16 protein-coding genes, 8 tRNA genes and 1 rRNA gene are annotated in these 16540 nt (G+C 47.9%); all 25 read right to left on the minus strand.

The window, feature by feature from the left end; genetic code table 11:
• Positions 1-208: 208 nt before the first annotated feature.
• Positions 209-1156, minus strand: a complete 948-nt coding sequence (locus tag AC1DE7_RS30305; RefSeq protein ID WP_036616184.1) for a ribose-phosphate diphosphokinase — start codon at positions 1154-1156, stop codon at positions 209-211.
• An 80-nt stretch (positions 1157-1236) separates the two neighbouring features.
• Positions 1237-2061, minus strand: a complete 825-nt coding sequence (gene hisJ / locus AC1DE7_RS30310) for a histidinol-phosphatase HisJ (RefSeq protein ID WP_282319736.1) — start codon at positions 2059-2061, stop codon at positions 1237-1239.
• 12 nt (positions 2062-2073) lie between these two features.
• Positions 2074-2808, minus strand: coding sequence for a bifunctional phosphoribosyl-AMP cyclohydrolase/phosphoribosyl-ATP diphosphatase HisIE (hisIE, locus tag AC1DE7_RS30315; RefSeq protein WP_127546306.1), 735 nt, complete (start codon positions 2806-2808; stop codon positions 2074-2076).
• Positions 2801-3562: an imidazole glycerol phosphate synthase subunit HisF gene (hisF, locus tag AC1DE7_RS30320; RefSeq protein WP_338589869.1), complete on the minus strand. Its 762-nt coding sequence runs from the start codon at positions 3560-3562 to the stop codon at positions 2801-2803. The genes hisIE and hisF overlap by 8 nt, the downstream gene beginning before the upstream one ends.
• Before the next feature lie 30 nt (positions 3563-3592).
• Entirely contained in the window at positions 3593-4327 is a 735-nt protein-coding gene (gene hisA / locus AC1DE7_RS30325) for a 1-(5-phosphoribosyl)-5-[(5-phosphoribosylamino)methylideneamino]imidazole-4-carboxamide isomerase (RefSeq protein WP_047841450.1), read from the minus strand.
• A 62-nt stretch (positions 4328-4389) separates the two neighbouring features.
• The gene (gene hisH, locus AC1DE7_RS30330) at positions 4390-5016 is read right to left on the minus strand and encodes an imidazole glycerol phosphate synthase subunit HisH (RefSeq protein ID WP_282319738.1); all 627 of its coding nucleotides are present in this window, start codon (positions 5014-5016) and stop codon (positions 4390-4392) included.
• Positions 5017-5019: 3 nt separating this feature from the next.
• Entirely contained in the window at positions 5020-5649 is a 630-nt protein-coding gene (hisB, locus tag AC1DE7_RS30335) for an imidazoleglycerol-phosphate dehydratase HisB (RefSeq protein ID WP_477535794.1), read from the minus strand.
• The gene (hisD, locus tag AC1DE7_RS30340) at positions 5642-6946 is read right to left on the minus strand and encodes a histidinol dehydrogenase (protein WP_477535795.1); all 1305 of its coding nucleotides are present in this window, start codon (positions 6944-6946) and stop codon (positions 5642-5644) included. Before hisD ends, hisB begins: the two co-directional genes overlap by 8 nt.
• Before the next feature lie 133 nt (positions 6947-7079).
• Positions 7080-7739 carry an ATP phosphoribosyltransferase gene (gene hisG / locus AC1DE7_RS30345; protein ID WP_315371828.1) on the minus strand — a complete coding sequence of 220 codons (660 nt, stop codon included), beginning with the start codon at positions 7737-7739 and terminating at the stop codon, positions 7080-7082.
• Between the two features lies 1 nt (position 7740).
• Complete coding sequence (locus AC1DE7_RS30350) at positions 7741-8940, minus strand: ATP phosphoribosyltransferase regulatory subunit (RefSeq protein ID WP_405158262.1); 1200 nt, start codon at positions 8938-8940, stop codon at positions 7741-7743.
• A 403-nt stretch (positions 8941-9343) separates the two neighbouring features.
• A complete protein-coding gene (locus AC1DE7_RS30355) occupies positions 9344-9886 on the minus strand; it encodes an acyltransferase (protein WP_127546293.1) in 543 nt (180 codons plus the stop codon).
• Positions 9883-10539, minus strand: coding sequence for a pyrophosphatase PpaX (ppaX, locus tag AC1DE7_RS30360; RefSeq protein ID WP_127546290.1), 657 nt, complete (start codon positions 10537-10539; stop codon positions 9883-9885). Before ppaX ends, AC1DE7_RS30355 begins: the two co-directional genes overlap by 4 nt.
• A 6-nt stretch (positions 10540-10545) precedes the next feature.
• On the minus strand, positions 10546-11571 hold the full coding sequence (gene lgt, locus AC1DE7_RS30365; RefSeq protein WP_405158261.1) for a prolipoprotein diacylglyceryl transferase: 1026 nt from the start codon (positions 11569-11571) through the stop codon (positions 10546-10548).
• Between the two features lie 121 nt (positions 11572-11692).
• Positions 11693-12631 carry an HPr(Ser) kinase/phosphatase gene (gene hprK, locus AC1DE7_RS30370; protein WP_017691278.1) on the minus strand — a complete coding sequence of 313 codons (939 nt, stop codon included), beginning with the start codon at positions 12629-12631 and terminating at the stop codon, positions 11693-11695.
• 418 nt (positions 12632-13049) lie between these two features.
• Positions 13050-14177 (minus strand): ABC transporter ATP-binding protein, encoded by a 1128-nt coding sequence (locus AC1DE7_RS30375; RefSeq protein ID WP_017691279.1) that lies wholly within the window; start codon positions 14175-14177, stop codon positions 13050-13052.
• A 103-nt stretch (positions 14178-14280) separates the two neighbouring features.
• Complete coding sequence (locus AC1DE7_RS30380) at positions 14281-15474, minus strand: PucR family transcriptional regulator (protein ID WP_477535796.1); 1194 nt, start codon at positions 15472-15474, stop codon at positions 14281-14283.
• Between the two features lie 144 nt (positions 15475-15618).
• Positions 15619-15691, minus strand: a tRNA-Lys gene (locus AC1DE7_RS30385).
• A 7-nt stretch (positions 15692-15698) separates the two neighbouring features.
• Positions 15699-15784: transfer RNA gene (locus AC1DE7_RS30390), tRNA-Tyr, on the minus strand.
• A gap of 12 nt (positions 15785-15796) precedes the next feature.
• Positions 15797-15869, minus strand: a tRNA-Phe gene (locus tag AC1DE7_RS30395).
• A 21-nt stretch (positions 15870-15890) separates the two neighbouring features.
• A tRNA-Asp gene (locus AC1DE7_RS30400) sits at positions 15891-15968 on the minus strand.
• A 9-nt stretch (positions 15969-15977) separates the two neighbouring features.
• A tRNA-Thr gene (locus AC1DE7_RS30405) sits at positions 15978-16053 on the minus strand.
• Between the two features lie 5 nt (positions 16054-16058).
• Positions 16059-16134 (minus strand) — tRNA-Val (locus AC1DE7_RS30410).
• Between the two features lie 9 nt (positions 16135-16143).
• Positions 16144-16220 (minus strand) — tRNA-Met (locus AC1DE7_RS30415).
• Between the two features lie 43 nt (positions 16221-16263).
• Positions 16264-16355 (minus strand) — tRNA-Ser (locus tag AC1DE7_RS30420).
• Positions 16356-16436: 81 nt separating this feature from the next.
• A 23S ribosomal RNA gene (locus AC1DE7_RS30425) occupies positions 16437-16540 on the minus strand; the annotation flags it as partial.

Here is a 16540-nt window from a genome sequence, read left to right on the forward strand (position 1 = left end):
TCTACTGTTCAGCATCCATCTCACCTTAGGGGCTGAATACTATATGATAACGCTATCATAACTGATTTTATGTTATTATAGCACAAGCCTCTGAGCAACAAAGCAAGAATTGAATTCAAAGAGCAAAAACAAAAAAACCGTGCTGAGCAGACAACAACTCAGACACGGAACAGTTCATCTGGCAACACAACGTTATATCCTCGATGCTCTATATGCCAGAATCTTTAAACAATGTGGCCATGGAGCCACCATCCACAATAATGCGTACGGCGCGGGCCAGCATTGGCGCAACAGGTAACACTTTGAAGCATTCAGGGTGGTCATCTGGCAGTGCGATCGAGTCCGTAACGACCACCTCTTCAATTGACGGGTGATTCAATTTACTTACTGCCCCATCCGAGAACAATCCGTGTGTTGCACATACATATACATTTTTGGAGCCACGTTCCTTCAACCCTTCCACAACATTCAGAATGGTTGTTCCAGTGTCGATCAGATCCTCAATAATAATAGGTGTCCGTCCTTCTACATCACCAATGACATGGGTAATCACCGATTCATTATGGCTTGGACGTTTCTTGATCATAATGGCAAATGGAGAATCCAGACGGTTCGCCAGCTTCTCTGCCATCGATGCTCGTCCCGCATCCGGGGAGACGACAACAGGGTTCTCGATTCCTTTGCTTAACAGATAATCACTAATCAGATCCAGTGATGTCATATGGTCAACCGGAATGTTGAAGAATCCCTGAATGGCCGCTGCGTGCAGGTCGATCGTTACCACTCGATTGGCGCCAGCCGTAGTTAATACATCTGCTACCATCTTGGCCGAGATCGGTTCCCGAGGTGCGGATTTGCGCTCTTGACGAGCATAGCCGTAATACGGAACAATGATGTTCACAGTGCGCGCTGAAGCCCTCTTTGCAGCATCAATCATCACAAGCAACTCGACAAACAGCTCATTGATCGGATGAGACAACGACTGTACCAGAAACACATCACAATTACGGATCGTTTCTTCATAATGAACGTATATTTCTCCGCTCTTGAACCTGGACAGCTTGATCTTGCCCAGTTGTACACCCAGCTTGTCACATACCTGTTCTGCCAGCTTAGGGTTCGATGAACCGGAAAAAATACGTAACGAATGCTGCATAATGCCCTCCCGAGGGTTGAAGTCCCTATATAATCCCTTATCTAAAAGGTTATTTCCTACCCTCATTATACTCTAATGGCTTATACATTTAAAGGAATGAACGAGCGATGACGGCCTTCAAAAACAGCGACTTCCGTACAGCCCAACTCATGTAAAAGTGCTTCAGCTTCAGGCAAATAATCGCCCAGCTTCATTGGGTCATGTGCATCAGAGCCCATGGTTAATGGAATACTCAAGCGAATGGCTTCCGTCAACATTCTGCGACTAGGGAACATCTCGGCACAAGGCTTCGATAACCCGGAAGCATTCAGTTCCATGGCGCAGCCACTTTTGGCAATAGCCTGCAACGCTGCGTTCTCCAGTGAGATACGTTCTTCTGTTTGCTCTGTTGAAGGAACAAAACCGAAGCGTTTAATGACATCCGTATGGCCCATAATATCGTACATGCCCGTGGCGGCTGCCTTGCTTACGGCATCGTAGTACTGACGATATACTTCAAGGATGTCTTTGCCCTCCCAGTGATGGGTCTGGCGGAAATCCGTAATGTCCCATTCCCCAAGAAAATGCACAGAGCCAATCACATAATCCCATGGATAACGCTCAATGATCGCACGGATCTCTGTTTCCCAGCCTTCGATATAGTCACCTTCCAGACCAACACGTACGTCAATCTGCCCACGGTAACGTTCTTTCAGGGAGAAACACTCCCCTACGTAACGCGGCAGTTCATCCATAGGCATCGCCATTTCCGGATAATATTGAGCCGGATCGACATGCAACAAGGGCATGTGATCGGACAATCCAATCTGGGATAGTCCGATCTCCACACCACGCTGCACGTACTCTTCCAGTTTGCCCACGGCATGTCCACACCGCTCATGGTGTGTATGATAGTCTATACGCACGAAACTCGCCTCCTAATCGCGGCGAGGCCGTTCATGACGGCGGCTCAGCTCTGACATAATGTCGTCCAGTGGTAGCTTGCGCTCTTGTAACAGGACCAGCAGGTGATACATCAGGTCACTGACTTCCAGACGAAGCTCGTCATTATCTTTATTTTTGGCGGCGATGATCGTCTCGGACGCTTCTTCACCGATTTTTTTCAGTATTTTGTCTACACCTTTATCAAACAGATACGTTGTATATGCACCCTCAGGACGCTCACGTTCACGCTCTGCAATAACGGATTCCAGTTCAGCCAATACCTCAAAGCGACTTTCGGAACCGGAACTTGCAGAAGCAGATGCCGCACCCGCTTCATCCGAAGCCTTGTCTGCCGATTTCTCTGGCAAACCAATGATTTCATTATGGAAACAAGTTACCGCCCCTGTATGGCAAGCCGGACCGTTCGGTTTCACCTCAACCAACAAGGTATCGCCGTCACAATCATATTTTAGGGAAGTAATCGTCTGCACGTTGCCAGATGTTGCCCCTTTATGCCACAACTCCTGACGCGAGCGTGACCAGAACCAGGTCTCACCGGATTCCAGCGACAACTTCAGGGATTCGCGATTCATATAAGCCATCATTAAAACTTCACGAGTATCTACATCCTGCACAATGGCAGGAACCAAACCGTCACTCCAACGAATGTGTTCCACAACCTGTTCCAAGGACAACTGTTCCTTGATTTCATCGCTCACTTTAGTCACGGATCTCCACCCCTTGTTCTCTCAAATGTTGTTTTAACGCCGGTACGGCGATTTCTTTGTAATGGAAAATCGTTGCGGCCAGCCCTGCGTCCGCTTTGCCTGTGGTAAATACATCATAGAAATGAGATTCTTTGCCCGCACCGCCCGATGCGATGACTGGAATACGCACAGATTCGGATACTGCTGCCGTCAGCTTCAGATCAAAGCCGTCTTTTGTTCCGTCCGCGTCCATACTTGTGAGCAGAATCTCTCCCGCGCCCAAGCTCTCAGCCTGTTTAACCCATTCCAACGCCTTGATCCCGGAGGGTTTCCGTCCACCATGGGTATAGACTTCCCACTCGCCCCAAGCTTCGTTAAACTTGGCATCAATCGCTACCACGATGCACTGCGAGCCAAAGCGACGTGCACCATCTGCGATCAACTGCGGATTAAGTACCGCGGCTGTATTCACTGCAATTTTATCCGCACCTGCACGGAGAATCCGCTTCATGTCCTCCACCTTGGAGATGCCACCACCTACCGTAAAGGGAATAGCGATCTCGCCCGCCGTCTGCCGTACGACTTCTTCCATCGTTTCGCGACCTTCTACCGAAGCGGAGATATCGAGAAACACCAATTCGTCCGCGCCCTCGCGGTCATATAGTGCCGCCAGCTCTACCGGATCACCCGCATCGCGGAGATTAACGAAGTTGACGCCTTTGACGACCCGGCCGTCCTTCACGTCCAGACAGGGGATGATTCTTTTTGCCAGCATGCTACCTCTTCCTCTCTATCCGAATATCCCTTACTTATTGACCGCACGTACTGCTTCAGACAGATCGATGCTTCCCGTATACAGTGCTTTACCCACAATTGCTCCACCAACACCATCATCCGCGTGGCGACTCAGACGAAGCAAATCATCCATTACACTTACACCGCCAGAAGCAATAACCGTCCGTCCGCTTGCCTTGGCTAGAGACACAATCGCTTCCACATTAGGACCCTGCATCATGCCATCTCGGGAAATATCCGTAAAGATAAACGTTTCTGCCCCATACGCCGCCAATTCCTTCGCGAGTACCTCTGCCTGTACTTCCGATGTTTCAAGCCATCCGCGGGTTGCTACGTAACCATTACGAGCGTCAATACCAATTGCCACTTTGTCGCCGTAACGTCCCAATACTTCCTCTGTAAAAGCACGATCCTCAATTGCTGCTGTTCCAATGATTAGTCGGCTAACACCCAGACCCAGCAAACGCTCTACATCAGCTACCGTACGAAGTCCGCCACCCACCTGAACAGGTACATTCACAGCCGAGGCAATCCGCCCGATCAGCTCATCGTTAACAGGATGACCCGCTTTGGCACCATCCAGATCGACCAGATGAACGTATGTACCGCCTTGCTTCTCCCAGGATAGAGCTACTTGAACCGGGTCATCGTTATACACGGTCTCCTGATTATAATCTCCCTGCACCAGTCTTACACATTTGCCGTCCCGGATATCAATCGCCGGATATAGGATAAAAGATGACATACAAGGCCTCCTGAATATGAATTAGATTTGTACGCTTTCTATAGTTAAGAAGAGATGATGCTTTACCTTTGTATAGGTGCTCCTGTCAGAGCCAAAAAGTTGCCGAGCAACTTCATACCAAGCTCTCCACTTTTCTCCGGGTGGAATTGCATACCGAAGTTGGATCCTCTGCCTACAATGGCTGTCACCGGATGTCCGTAATCCGTTACCGCCAGCAGATCCTCCCTGTTTTCAGTAAGCGCATGATAGGAATGGACAAAATAGACGTGACCTGCCTCAAGCCCCGCAAATAGCGGGTTTTCCGCGTGCAGGAATTCCAAACGGTTCCATCCCATATGAGGAACCTTCAGTTCTCCTGGGGCGAAACGCACCACTTTACCTGGCAAAATATCCAGTCCCTCATGTTCGCCATGCTCTTCACTTGAGCTGAACAACAACTGCATCCCCAGACAGATCCCGAGCAGTGGCTTGGACCCGGCAGCGGCTTCTTTCACCACCGTATCCAGTCCACTCTCCCGCAGATGAACCATCGCATCACCAAAAGCACCTACGCCTGGCAGAATAACACCATCTGCACCAAGAATCTCTTCCCGGTCACCTGTGACCAGCGCTTCGTAGCCAAGACGTTCGACCGCTTTGCCGACGCTGTGCAGGTTACCCATACCGTAATCGACAATTGCAATCGCCATCGTCTACAGCACTCCCTTCGTGGAAGGCACACCCGTTACACGTGGATCAATCATCGTTGCTTCATCCAGTGCACGTCCCAATGCTTTAAAGATCGCTTCAATCATGTGGTGGGTGTTCTGACCATAGTGCACAATGACATGTAACGTAATCCGAGCTTCCAGCGCCAATTTCCATAGGAATTCATGTACCAGCTCCGTGGAGAAACTGCCTACCTGTTGGGAAGGGTATTCTGCACGGTATTCAAAGTGCGGTCGGTTGCTCACATCAATAATGACCTGAGCGAGTGCCTCGTCCATTGGTACAAAAACACTGGCGTAACGCTTAATTCCACGTTTGTCACCCAACGCTTCTCGCAACGTCTGTCCGAGACAGATTCCGATGTCTTCAACCGTGTGATGATCGTCGATATCAATATCTCCGCGGGCCTGCACGTTCAGGTCGAATTGTCCGTGCTTTGTGAACAGATCCAGCATATGATTCAGGAAAGGTACATCCGTTTCAATCGTGGATTGTCCTGTTCCATCTACGGCAAAAGCCAATTGGATATTGGTCTCGTTTGTTTTGCGGTCAACCTCTGCTTGGCGCACTGCACCTTTGTTTTTAAGTTCCACACCATTATTTTGCTTATCCATTGTCCGATTCCGCCTTTCCTTCCTGTTCTAACCGTACAGCAATTGCACGGGCATGCCCTTCAAGACCCTCATGGCGGGCCAACTCTATAATAGCCGCTCCGTTCTGCAGTAGCGCTTCTTTACTATAATAGATCAGACTCGATTTCTTGATAAAATCATCCACGTCCACTGGCGAACTGAATCGCGCAGTGCCATTGGTCGGAATAATATGATTCGGTCCGGCAAAATAATCCCCTACCGGCTCAGAGCTGTACGGGCCGAGGAAGATCGCGCCGGCATTTTCGATCCGGCCAACGTAAGCCATAGGCTCCTGCACCATGATCTCCAGATGCTCCGGTGCAAGTCGGTTCACCACGTCGATTCCCTCATCGATGGAATCAACCACAATAATCGCGCCATACTGCTCCACGGAAGCAGTAGCGATATCCCGCCGCGGCAGCACTTCAAGCTGCCGCTGCACTTCGCCCTGCACGGCTTCCGCCAGCGTGGCCGAATTCGTGACGAGAATGGCCGATGCCATCTCGTCATGTTCCGCCTGCGACAACAGGTCGGCGGCGACATACACCGGATTCGCCATATCATCGGCGAGCACCACAATCTCACTCGGCCCAGCGATACTGTCGATATCGACCGCACCGTACACCTCGCGCTTCGCGAGCGCCACGTAAATATTGCCCGGTCCACAGATCTTGTCGACCGGTGCAATACTCTCCGTGCCGTAAGCCAGGGCGGCGATAGCTTGAGCGCCGCCAACCCGGTACATCTCGCTCACGCCTGCTTCCGCAGCAGCAACGAGGATGTACGGGTTAATACCTTCGCCACCGTTCGTTGACGGCGGCGTCACAAGAACAATCTCCGGCACGCCTGCCACCTGTGCCGGAATCACATTCATCAGCACAGACGATGGATACGCTGCTTTGCCGCCAGGTACATAGACGCCGACCCGCTTCAGCGGTCGGATGACCTGGCCCAGCAGGCTGCCGTCCGGCTGCCAATCCATCCACGAGTTGCGTTTCTGTTTCTCATGAAACGCACGAATGTTGGCGGCGGCTTGCCGAATCGCCGTCACAAAGGATGGCTCCACGGCTGCATAAGCCGCCTGTAGCTCTTCCTGCGGCACGCGCAATTCCGCGGCCGTCAGCTTTGTGCGGTCCAGCTGCTCCGTGTAACGCAGCAGTGCCGCATCACCCTCACGGCGAATGTCGCTGACAATACGCCGTACCGTTTCATTTTGCTCCGGCGTGCCATACTCCACTTCCCGCTTCAGATCAAACTCCCGTGCAGGTACAATTTTCATACGTACAACCTCCTCATCCTGTGTAATACCTGCCTTCATGTGGCCAATTTGCTTCTTTATTTTGTCTCTTACTCTTAATTTTGCTTCTGCTTCTGCTTTGTATGTTTCTCATCTATGTTTCCAACGCATTAATTTATCCCCGAAAGCTTCCCGCCGATATCTCATTCGATGTCGGTATGACCTGCTGAAGTGCATCACACAAAGCCTGGATTCGTGCATTTTTCATCCGATAACTTACCCGATTGGCGATAAGACGGCTGGTGATGTCCAGAATGCTTGTCATCTCCACCAATCCGTTCTCGCGCAGTGTCTGACCTGTCTCCACCAGATCGACAATCCGGTCTGCCAGACCAATCAGGGGCGCTAGCTCAATGGAACCATTCAGCTTGATCACCTCGACCTGCTGCCCCTGCTCCCGGAAATACTGTGAAGCAATCCTTGGATACTTCGTTGCAACACGTTGCTGGATGCCTGGCTTCCAGTCTGGAAGTCCGATCACAGACATACGGCACTGAGCGATTCCCAGATTCAACAGTTCGTACACATCCCGATCTTCCTCCAGTAGCACGTCTTTACCAACAATTCCGATATCAGCAACACCGTACTCCACATATGTTGGAACATCTACTGGCTTAGCCATAATGAATTCCATTCCCGCTTCCGGTACTTCGATGACCAATCTGCGTGTATCGTCCACGTCTTCTGGAATATCCAGCCCCGCTTCACGAAACAATTTGGAGGCTTTTTTATAGATTCGGCCCTTCGGCATGGCCACCTTCAGAATATCCGACATCTCAGCGTCCTCCTTCTTCAGATCCGTAAGTAATAACCTGCTCCGCTTGAACGGTTCTTGCTTCAACCGATACGGCACTTGCCCCAGCCCCATCTTCAGGAAGAAGGAGTGTCACTACATTTTGTCCCATACTGCGTAATCTTGCCGCTTCTGTTAGTGCCTCGGCCCGACGTTTCGGGGTATATTGGATAAGTACCGGTTTTTTCTCTTCAATCGTAATGCCATGAACACCATCAATAATACGGTTCGTTTTCAGGGCAAATCCTGTAGCTGGCAACGAGCGCCCAAACTGTTGTAACAGATTATCATACCGTCCGCCGCTACATACCGGTGAACCCAGTTCTGCCGCATACCCTTCAAAGGTCATGCCTGTATAATAGGAGAAATCACCGATCATCGTCAGATCAATCAGCACATGCTCGGATACACCGTACGCTTCCAACACTTCGAATACGGCACACAGATGTGCAATCGACTGTGCTGCTTCAGCACTTGAACTTAGCTCTACCGCATGTGTGCATACTTCCTTGCCACCACGCAGACGAAGGATCGCTTCAAGCTGTTCTTTCAACTTCGGCTCCAGATTCAATGCTTCAATCGACTGGCGATAGCCGACATAATCACGTCCGAGCAGCCCTTCCTTCAATTGCTCCTGCTCAGCGGTCTGGCCTGGAATCACTTCCTCCAGTAATCCGTTCAGGAATCCCATATGACCCATCGCTATTTTAAAAGAAGACACTCCCGCTGCCTGCAAAGAGGCAATCGCAAGCGCAACAACTTCTGCATCCGCCTCAGGTGAGTCGTCTCCAACCAGCTCCACGCCCGTCTGGAAAAATTCAGCTTCACGTCCAGCTTCCTCTTCAATAGAACGGAATACGTTCGCATGATAGGACAGACGCAGCGGCAACTGCTCATCTTTGAGCATGGATGAAACGACGCGTGCAATTGGAGCTGTTAAATCCGATCTCAGCACCAGCGTGGTTCCACGGCTGTTCAATAATTTAAACAATTTGCGATCTGATGTAGAGCTTGCCACACCTACCGTGTCGTAATATTCAATCGTTGGTGTGATGATCTGACGGTAACCCCAGCGTTCCATACATTCCAGTACATTGCGTTCAATCGTCCGCAGCTTGGATACTACATGTGGTGTATAATCGCGGAATCCGGTCGGTTTTTCAAAACCTTTTGGTTTGGACATTGGTAATATTCACCCCGAGTCAGTAATTTAAGAGTTGCACTCGTTCTATTTCAACAGGATTTATGTAGTGTAAATCCCCATTCTATCTTATAAACCTGAATCACAGTATTATCGCATAAGCCTTCAACTATTGGTTTAGTTCAATCCTTATCATGCTTCATTTCTCCAAGAATACTTTCACATGGTAAAGTGCTAACAAACTAAAGGATATGGGATATGATAACATGAAATCCGCACTACCGTCAACAATACCAAAGCTTGATTGCCCTTGGATCGACATATCGTTTTATATACACACCGTAACGCTCGCCAATCGGTATTTATATACGAAAAAAGCTGCCGTCAGCAGCTTTTTACTTCGAATCATCTTCATTGATTCATCTTCATTCATTACTTTATTGACTCAATGCACACTACCCTGAGAAGAACCATCCGTGTTAAAGACAGTTTCTTCCGTAGAAGCTGCCGCACGGGATAAATCACGCAGTGGATTACCTCCAACAAAAGCTCCTGGTGCAACATCCTTATGTACGACTGCTCCAGCAGCCACAACGGCTCCATCCCCTATGGTTACCCCGGGCAGAATCGTTGTGTTAGCACCAATCAATACATTTTCCCCGATAATCACCTCACCGAGCCTGTACTCCTTAATGAGATACTCATGAGCGAGAATCGTTGTGTTGTAACCGATGACCGAGTTTTCGCCGACCGTTATTTTCTCCGGAAAAAACACATCCACCATCACCATCAGGCCAAAGGCCGTGTGTTTTCCCACCTTCATACCGAGCATTCGGCGGTAAATCCAATTCTTCACCGATAGGATCGGACAATAACGTGACAACTGGATCCAGATAAAATTACGAACGCCCTTCCACGGACTCACTGTCTTGTAGATATGCCAAAGTGCATTCTGGTCCTCTACCGGATAGCGGGTTACTTTTCTCATGAACGTCCCGTTTCAATACGGATGAGTTTCAACAAGTCTCTCATGTCATGCAACATATGATCGGGTCCATATCCGTTCAGGATTGTTTCCCCTTTAAGGGACCATGCAACCCCCGCCGAGAGTGCGCCCGCATTCTGTGCCGATTGGATATCCACTGGACTGTCACCCACCATTAACGTTTTGGCAGGATCTGCACTCAGTTCCGTCATCGCTTTCAGTACCGGTTCAGCGTGCGGCTTCGGATTCGTTACGTCAGTTACTGTTACAATCGTCTTCATATACTTCAATAGGTCAAAACGTTCTAGCACCTTTAATGTAGATGGACGAATTTTGGTTGTGACCACACCCATAACAATGCCAGCCTGATGCAGCGCCTCTACTACCTCAATAACATGTGGAAAAGGTCTAACCATCGCTTCATGATGGATATCATTATAAGCACGGTAACCTTTCACGTACTCGGAGACTTCCTCCTGGCCAGAGAAGGTACGCATTTGCTGCTCCAGTGTGCCACCCATATGTGGAATGATCTGTTCCCGAGTCCATGGAGCTGAATGCTTCCATCCCCCCATGACATGCTGGAATGAGCTGATAATCAACTCATTGGTATCAATAATTGTTCCATCCAGATCAAACAATACCGTGTCAATCATGTTGCATTACTCCTTTTTATCATCAACTTGCTTGGATTCATCTTTGGCTGGAGGTGTTACCTTATTCTCTTTGCCAGCAACTGTTCCCGTATGCTCCATATCATCTGAGGTAACTTTGGACGATACAATCGGATCACTGTAACGAACATCTGCTTTACCTGTCACTCTTCTCACCACAATGAATACAACAGCAACAATAATGATGCCAATCGCGAGCAGTTGCGAGATTCTTACGTTACCGTAAGCAGGATCAAGATATCCTTGTTCGAAGCCCATTGCAGTCATTGGAGACCACAACCCGTTCACTAGTGAAGCAACCCACTGCGGAGCCTGGAAGCCCAGACTGTCCGTACGCAAAGCTTCAATAAAGAAGCGACCGATAGAGTACCAGATGAAATAAGACATGAACAGTTCACCTGAACGCAGAAACTTCTGACGACGCAGAACCAAGAGCAAGACCAGACCAACGAGACTCCACATCGATTCATACAAAAATGCAGGATGGTGGAATACGCCATCTACGTTCATTTGATTCACAATAAAGTCCGGCAGATGAAGCTTGTCTCTCAAAAATGACTCTTCCACAGGACCGCCGTAGGCTTCCTGATTCACAAAGTTCCCCCAGCGTCCGATCAACTGTCCAACGAGCAGTCCAGGCGCACAGATATCGGCCATACGCCAGAAGTTATACCCTTTACGACGGAAGAAAATAACTGCACAGATGATTGCACCAATAAGGGCACCATAGATGGCGATACCGCCATTCCATATTTTAAAAACATCCCAGAAATTATCTTTATAATCTTCCCATTTAAATGCGACGTAGTAGATGCGGGCACCAATGATGGCAGAAGGCACACCCAGCAGGACCATGTCCATAAACACTTCCTGTGGAATATTGTATCGTTTGCCCTCCCGGATCACGAGCAGGAGTCCTATAAGTGCCGCAGCACCAAGAATAAGCCCGTACCAGTGAACCTTTAACGCTCCAATAGAGAACGCAATCGGGTTCAACAGTAATAATGTATCCATTCATTCACACTCCTATTTATTCAATCAATCGCACGCATGACGAATGGTTGGCATACACTGCGCCTTAAGAGAAGCAGTACATGTCAACCATTTATCTTCATTTCCTTGTATAAAATGTTTCTTAATCCATGTCTTCCATATCTTCCGAGATGGTTGCTGTCAGCTTGTTCGTGAATTGCAGTGCAGCATTCAGACCCATCTGTTTCAGGCGATAGTTCATACCTGCCACTTCAATAATAACCGCCAAGTTCCGTCCCGGACGAACAGGAATCGTAACGAGAGGTACATCCGTATCAATGATACGTGTAGTCTCTTCATCCAGACCCAGACGATCATATTGTTTATCCTGCTGCCATGCTTCCAGACGTACAACCAAAGTAATCCGTTTGTTATTCCGAACCGCACCAGCCCCGAATAATGTCATGACGTTGATAATACCGACACCTCGAATCTCGAGCAAGTGGCGGATCAATTCAGGTGCAGTACCGTGCAGCTGAAAATCTGACGTTTGGCGGATCTCTACCGCATCATCGGCAATCAGTCGGTGTCCACGTTTCACCAGTTCAAGCGCTGTTTCACTCTTACCAATACCGCTGCTACCTGTGATCAGCATACCTACGCCATAGACATCACAAAGTACACCGTGAATGGTTGCTGTTGGTGCCAATTTCTTTTCCAGAAATCCTGTGATCCGGCTGGATAGGATCGTAGTAGCCATATTGCTGCGAAGTACAGCCAGATTCTGCTCTTCACTGATATCAATCAGCTCTTGCGGAACTTCCAGTCCACGCGTGACAACGATACAAGGCGTCTCTTCCGTACAAAGACGTTGCATACGATCGCGCCGCTCTTGCTCAGGTAACATTGCAAAGAAAGCTAACTCCGTTCTTCCAAGCAGCTGTACCCGTTCTTGTGGATGGTATTCAAAATAACCGGCCATTTCCAGACCAGGACGGTTCAGGTCATCTACCGTAATGACTCTTTTCAATCCGTGAGATCCAGAAACAACCTCCAACTGAAATTGCTGCACCAGTTCAGATACTTTCACTTTTTTCGCCATTTGTCTCTTCCTTTCAGCATTAGCTGTCCCTCTATGTACATCAGATCGTGTATCAGTTATTTCCATTATTAGCGCATTCACAACATGGGGTACAGAATGCATACCCTTCCAACAGTCGATTCTCTCAAATAAATGAAGACAGACCTTCAAATAATCTTAAATGAATTCCGGGATGAATGCAATCGCAGCCTCCGACAACCATTAGTAAGAAAAGTCTTCTGATCGAAGCACCTTCTAGGATACTACATTCGTAGTTTAAGGGGTGTTTTTCTTACGATTATTAATCCTTCAACTCTGCCGAAACTTATAAATTCATTAATCTTAAAAAAGCCCCTTCCAGCAATAACGGAAGGGGCTCTCATTACAATGTATAATTGCGTTAACTGTCAGGTTCCATCGTCACCGAGGAATCCCAGTATTATTTGTCTTGAAGAAGTACGTTCACTTCAGTCTCTTTGTCAAAGATATGAACTTTGTTCATGTCGATGGCCATTTTAACTGTGGAACCATCACGAGTGTTAGAACGTCCGTCTACACGTGCGATCGTTGTATCATTACCAACACCGCTCAAGTAGAGGAGCATTTCGTGACCCAGGTTCTCTGTAACATCGACGTGTGTAGAGAATACAGAGTTCGGGGATGCTTCCAGGAATACTGGCTCTTCGTGAATGTCTTCTGGACGAACACCCAGAATCACTTCTTTACCAATGTATCCTCTAGATTTCAACACTTGTGCTTTACCTTGCGGGATTTCAACATCCACACCAGGAGCTATGAAATGCATGCTAGTACCTTGCTCAGCGAGTTTACCCGAGATAAAGTTCATTGTCGGGGAACCGATGAAACCAGCTACGAACAGGTTAGCCGGCAGGTTATACAACTCTTCCGGAGAAGCTGCTTGTTGGATGATACCATCCTTCATAACAACGATCCGATCACCCATCGTCATAGCTTCGATCTGGTCATGCGTTACGTAGATAACAGTTGTTTCCAAACGTTTCGCAAGTTTAGTGATCTCAGCACGCATTTGACCACGCAGTTTGGCATCCAAGTTGGAGAGAGGCTCATCCATCAAGAACACTTGTGGATCACGGACAATCGCACGTCCCAAAGCGACACGTTGACGTTGACCACCGGACAATGCCTTAGGTTTACGCTCAAGCAAATGTTCAATATCCAGGATTTTAGCTGCTTCACGTACACGTTTGTCGATCTCATCTTTTTTAACCTTACGCAATTTCAAACCAAACGCCATGTTTTGATATACGCTCATATGCGGATACAAGGCATAGGATTGGAATACCATCGCGATATCGCGGTCTTTAGGTGCAACATCATTAACGACACGGTCACCGATATAGAGTTTACCTTCAGAAATTTCCTCAAGGCCTGCGATCATACGAAGTGTTGTTGACTTACCACAACCGGACGGACCTACCAGTACCAGAAATTCTTTATCTTTAATGTCCAGGTTAATGTCAACTACAGTTGCTTTATCAGAACCCGGGTATTTTTTGAAAATATGCTCTAAACGTACTCCAGCCATGATTGTTGCCTCCTCAGAGATCATTTTGTAATCGAATACAATTTGTATTTTTATAATACCCTATCTACGTGAGGTTTGACTATTCGCAAACTGCACAAAAATATCAATGCTTTTTCGTCACTTTGTACATTAGTAGTAAAAACTGCACTAGAACGGCACTTTCGAAGTGCCTCACATCATAGCCAATCTCCTGTTTGATCTTGTCCAGACGGTATACCAACGTATTACGATGAATGAAAAGTCGTTTCGCTGTCTCGCTGACATTACAGTCCAGGCTAAAAAAAGTCTCCAGCGTAGCAAGTGTCTCACTGTCATTGAAGATAACCGTGTCTTTGCCAGTTTCCTTTATAAAACGTATACGTTGATCATCTGGAATGCTCGCTACCAACCTCTCCAGGTGAAGATCCCATGGGAGATGAATATGCTGCGTAACATGGAATGCTCTCCCTAAGTGAACACTCTCTCTAAGAAGAGTTGTGACCGATACAAGTTGTTGCGCAGGAATGCATGGCAGAGATGCAGACAGATGGAACACCCCAGCCCACTCACTGGCAACCAATTCATGTAACCCCAGACAAAAAGCGTTCAGTGAATCCTTTTTGGCTTCCGTTGTATCTTCTTCGGCTTCTTCAGTAACAATTTCTTTATCACCCATGAAAATCCACTCTTGCTCCCCCAAAGGAATCAAGACAATTTCCTCGCCAAAGTAACTCTCAAGCAACTTGTTGAGTTCCTTGGATCGTAAACGATGTGCATCCGGTGTATCCCCTTGCAGCAAGAACAGAATCTTCTCAGCATTTAATCCTGCGGGCACCACAAAGCGATCAGGAACCGCTTCAGATTCCTGCTTGGTTGGTTCTTCGATCTGCTCTTTAAGCCAGAGACCCAATTCAGTCAAATACTGCTCCCTATCATTCTCATATACAACAGGTTGTACCTCATCGGGTAGAGCCGTGTTAGTGCGGATCAAAAGCTCAATCAATTGTCGTGTTTCTACGGTAATTGATTTTGCAGGGCATCCCCAACACACGACAGTCTCTTCTTGCTCATTCATCCGAACCTTAAAAAATATACGCTTTCCCGTATTCAAACTGATTACATCGGATGAAATTGGAGATGCAGATTGATCAGATAACTCCTGACACTCACCTTCATCACCAAAGGTCTCTGAATTTTCATGATTACCAACTAGATTGGCAACAGATTGCATCCATTCTTCTATTGTAATTTCATATTCGTCCAAATTTGTGTCTATAATGACTTCAATTTGCTGTTTTAGATCAGGTATGAGCTTCATATAATGAACGTCACCACTCTGCATGTTTTCTATTAGTTTATCATATCTTGCCCAGCATTAATAAATATCCATTTTGAGCTAAAATTACATAACAAAAAAAGAGCAACTAATCAAATTAATGATTAATCACTCTTTTCTTAAAGATGAGTCATGAAGGGCTCGAACCTTCGACACCCTGATTAAAAGTCAGGTGCTCTACCAACTGAGCTAATGACTCATAAAACTGGTGGAGGATGATGGATTCGAACCACCGAACCCGTACGGGAGCAGATTTACAGTCTGATGCGTTTGGCCACTTCGCTAATCCTCCAAGGATTAAAGGTGGCTCGGGACGGAATCGAACCGCCGACACGAGGATTTTCAGTCCTCTGCTCTACCGACTGAGCTACCGAGCCATATTTAATTTTTAGGATTAATGGCGGAACCGACGGGATTCGAACCCGCGATCTCCTGCGTGACAGGCAGGCATGTTAGGCCAACTACACCACGGTTCCAGGCATTAATGGTGCCGGCGAGAGGACTTGAACCCCCAACCTACTGATTACAAGTCAGTTGCTCTACCAGTTGAGCTACACCGGCGTATATGGTGGAGGCTGAGGGGATCGAACCCCCGACCCTCTGCTTGTAAGGCAGATGCTCTCCCAGCTGAGCTAAGCCTCCTGGGTAATATGGTAGCGGCGGAGGGGATCGAACCCCCGACCTTACGGGTATGAACCGTACGCTCTAGCCAGCTGAGCTACACCGCCATATTAATTGTGTATCGATTGCTTGTCCATCTTTAGGTAAAGATGGCGGAGAGAGAGGGATTCGAACCCTCGCACCGCTTACGCAGTCTAACCCCTTAGCAGAGGGTCCCCTTATAGCCACTTGGGTATCTCTCCAAATAACAATCTTCAACATCATTCAAGGATTGCTCCCTGAAAACTAGATTCGAAACGAAACATGCGAATTACAACTTGCTATTGGATAAGCCCTCGACCGATTAGTACTGGTCAGCTCCATGCATTGCTGCACTTCCACCCCCAGCCTATCTACCTCGTCGTCTTCAAGGGGTCTTACATACTGG

The sequence above is a fragment of the Paenibacillus sp. 10L310 genome, assembly GCF_056395745.1.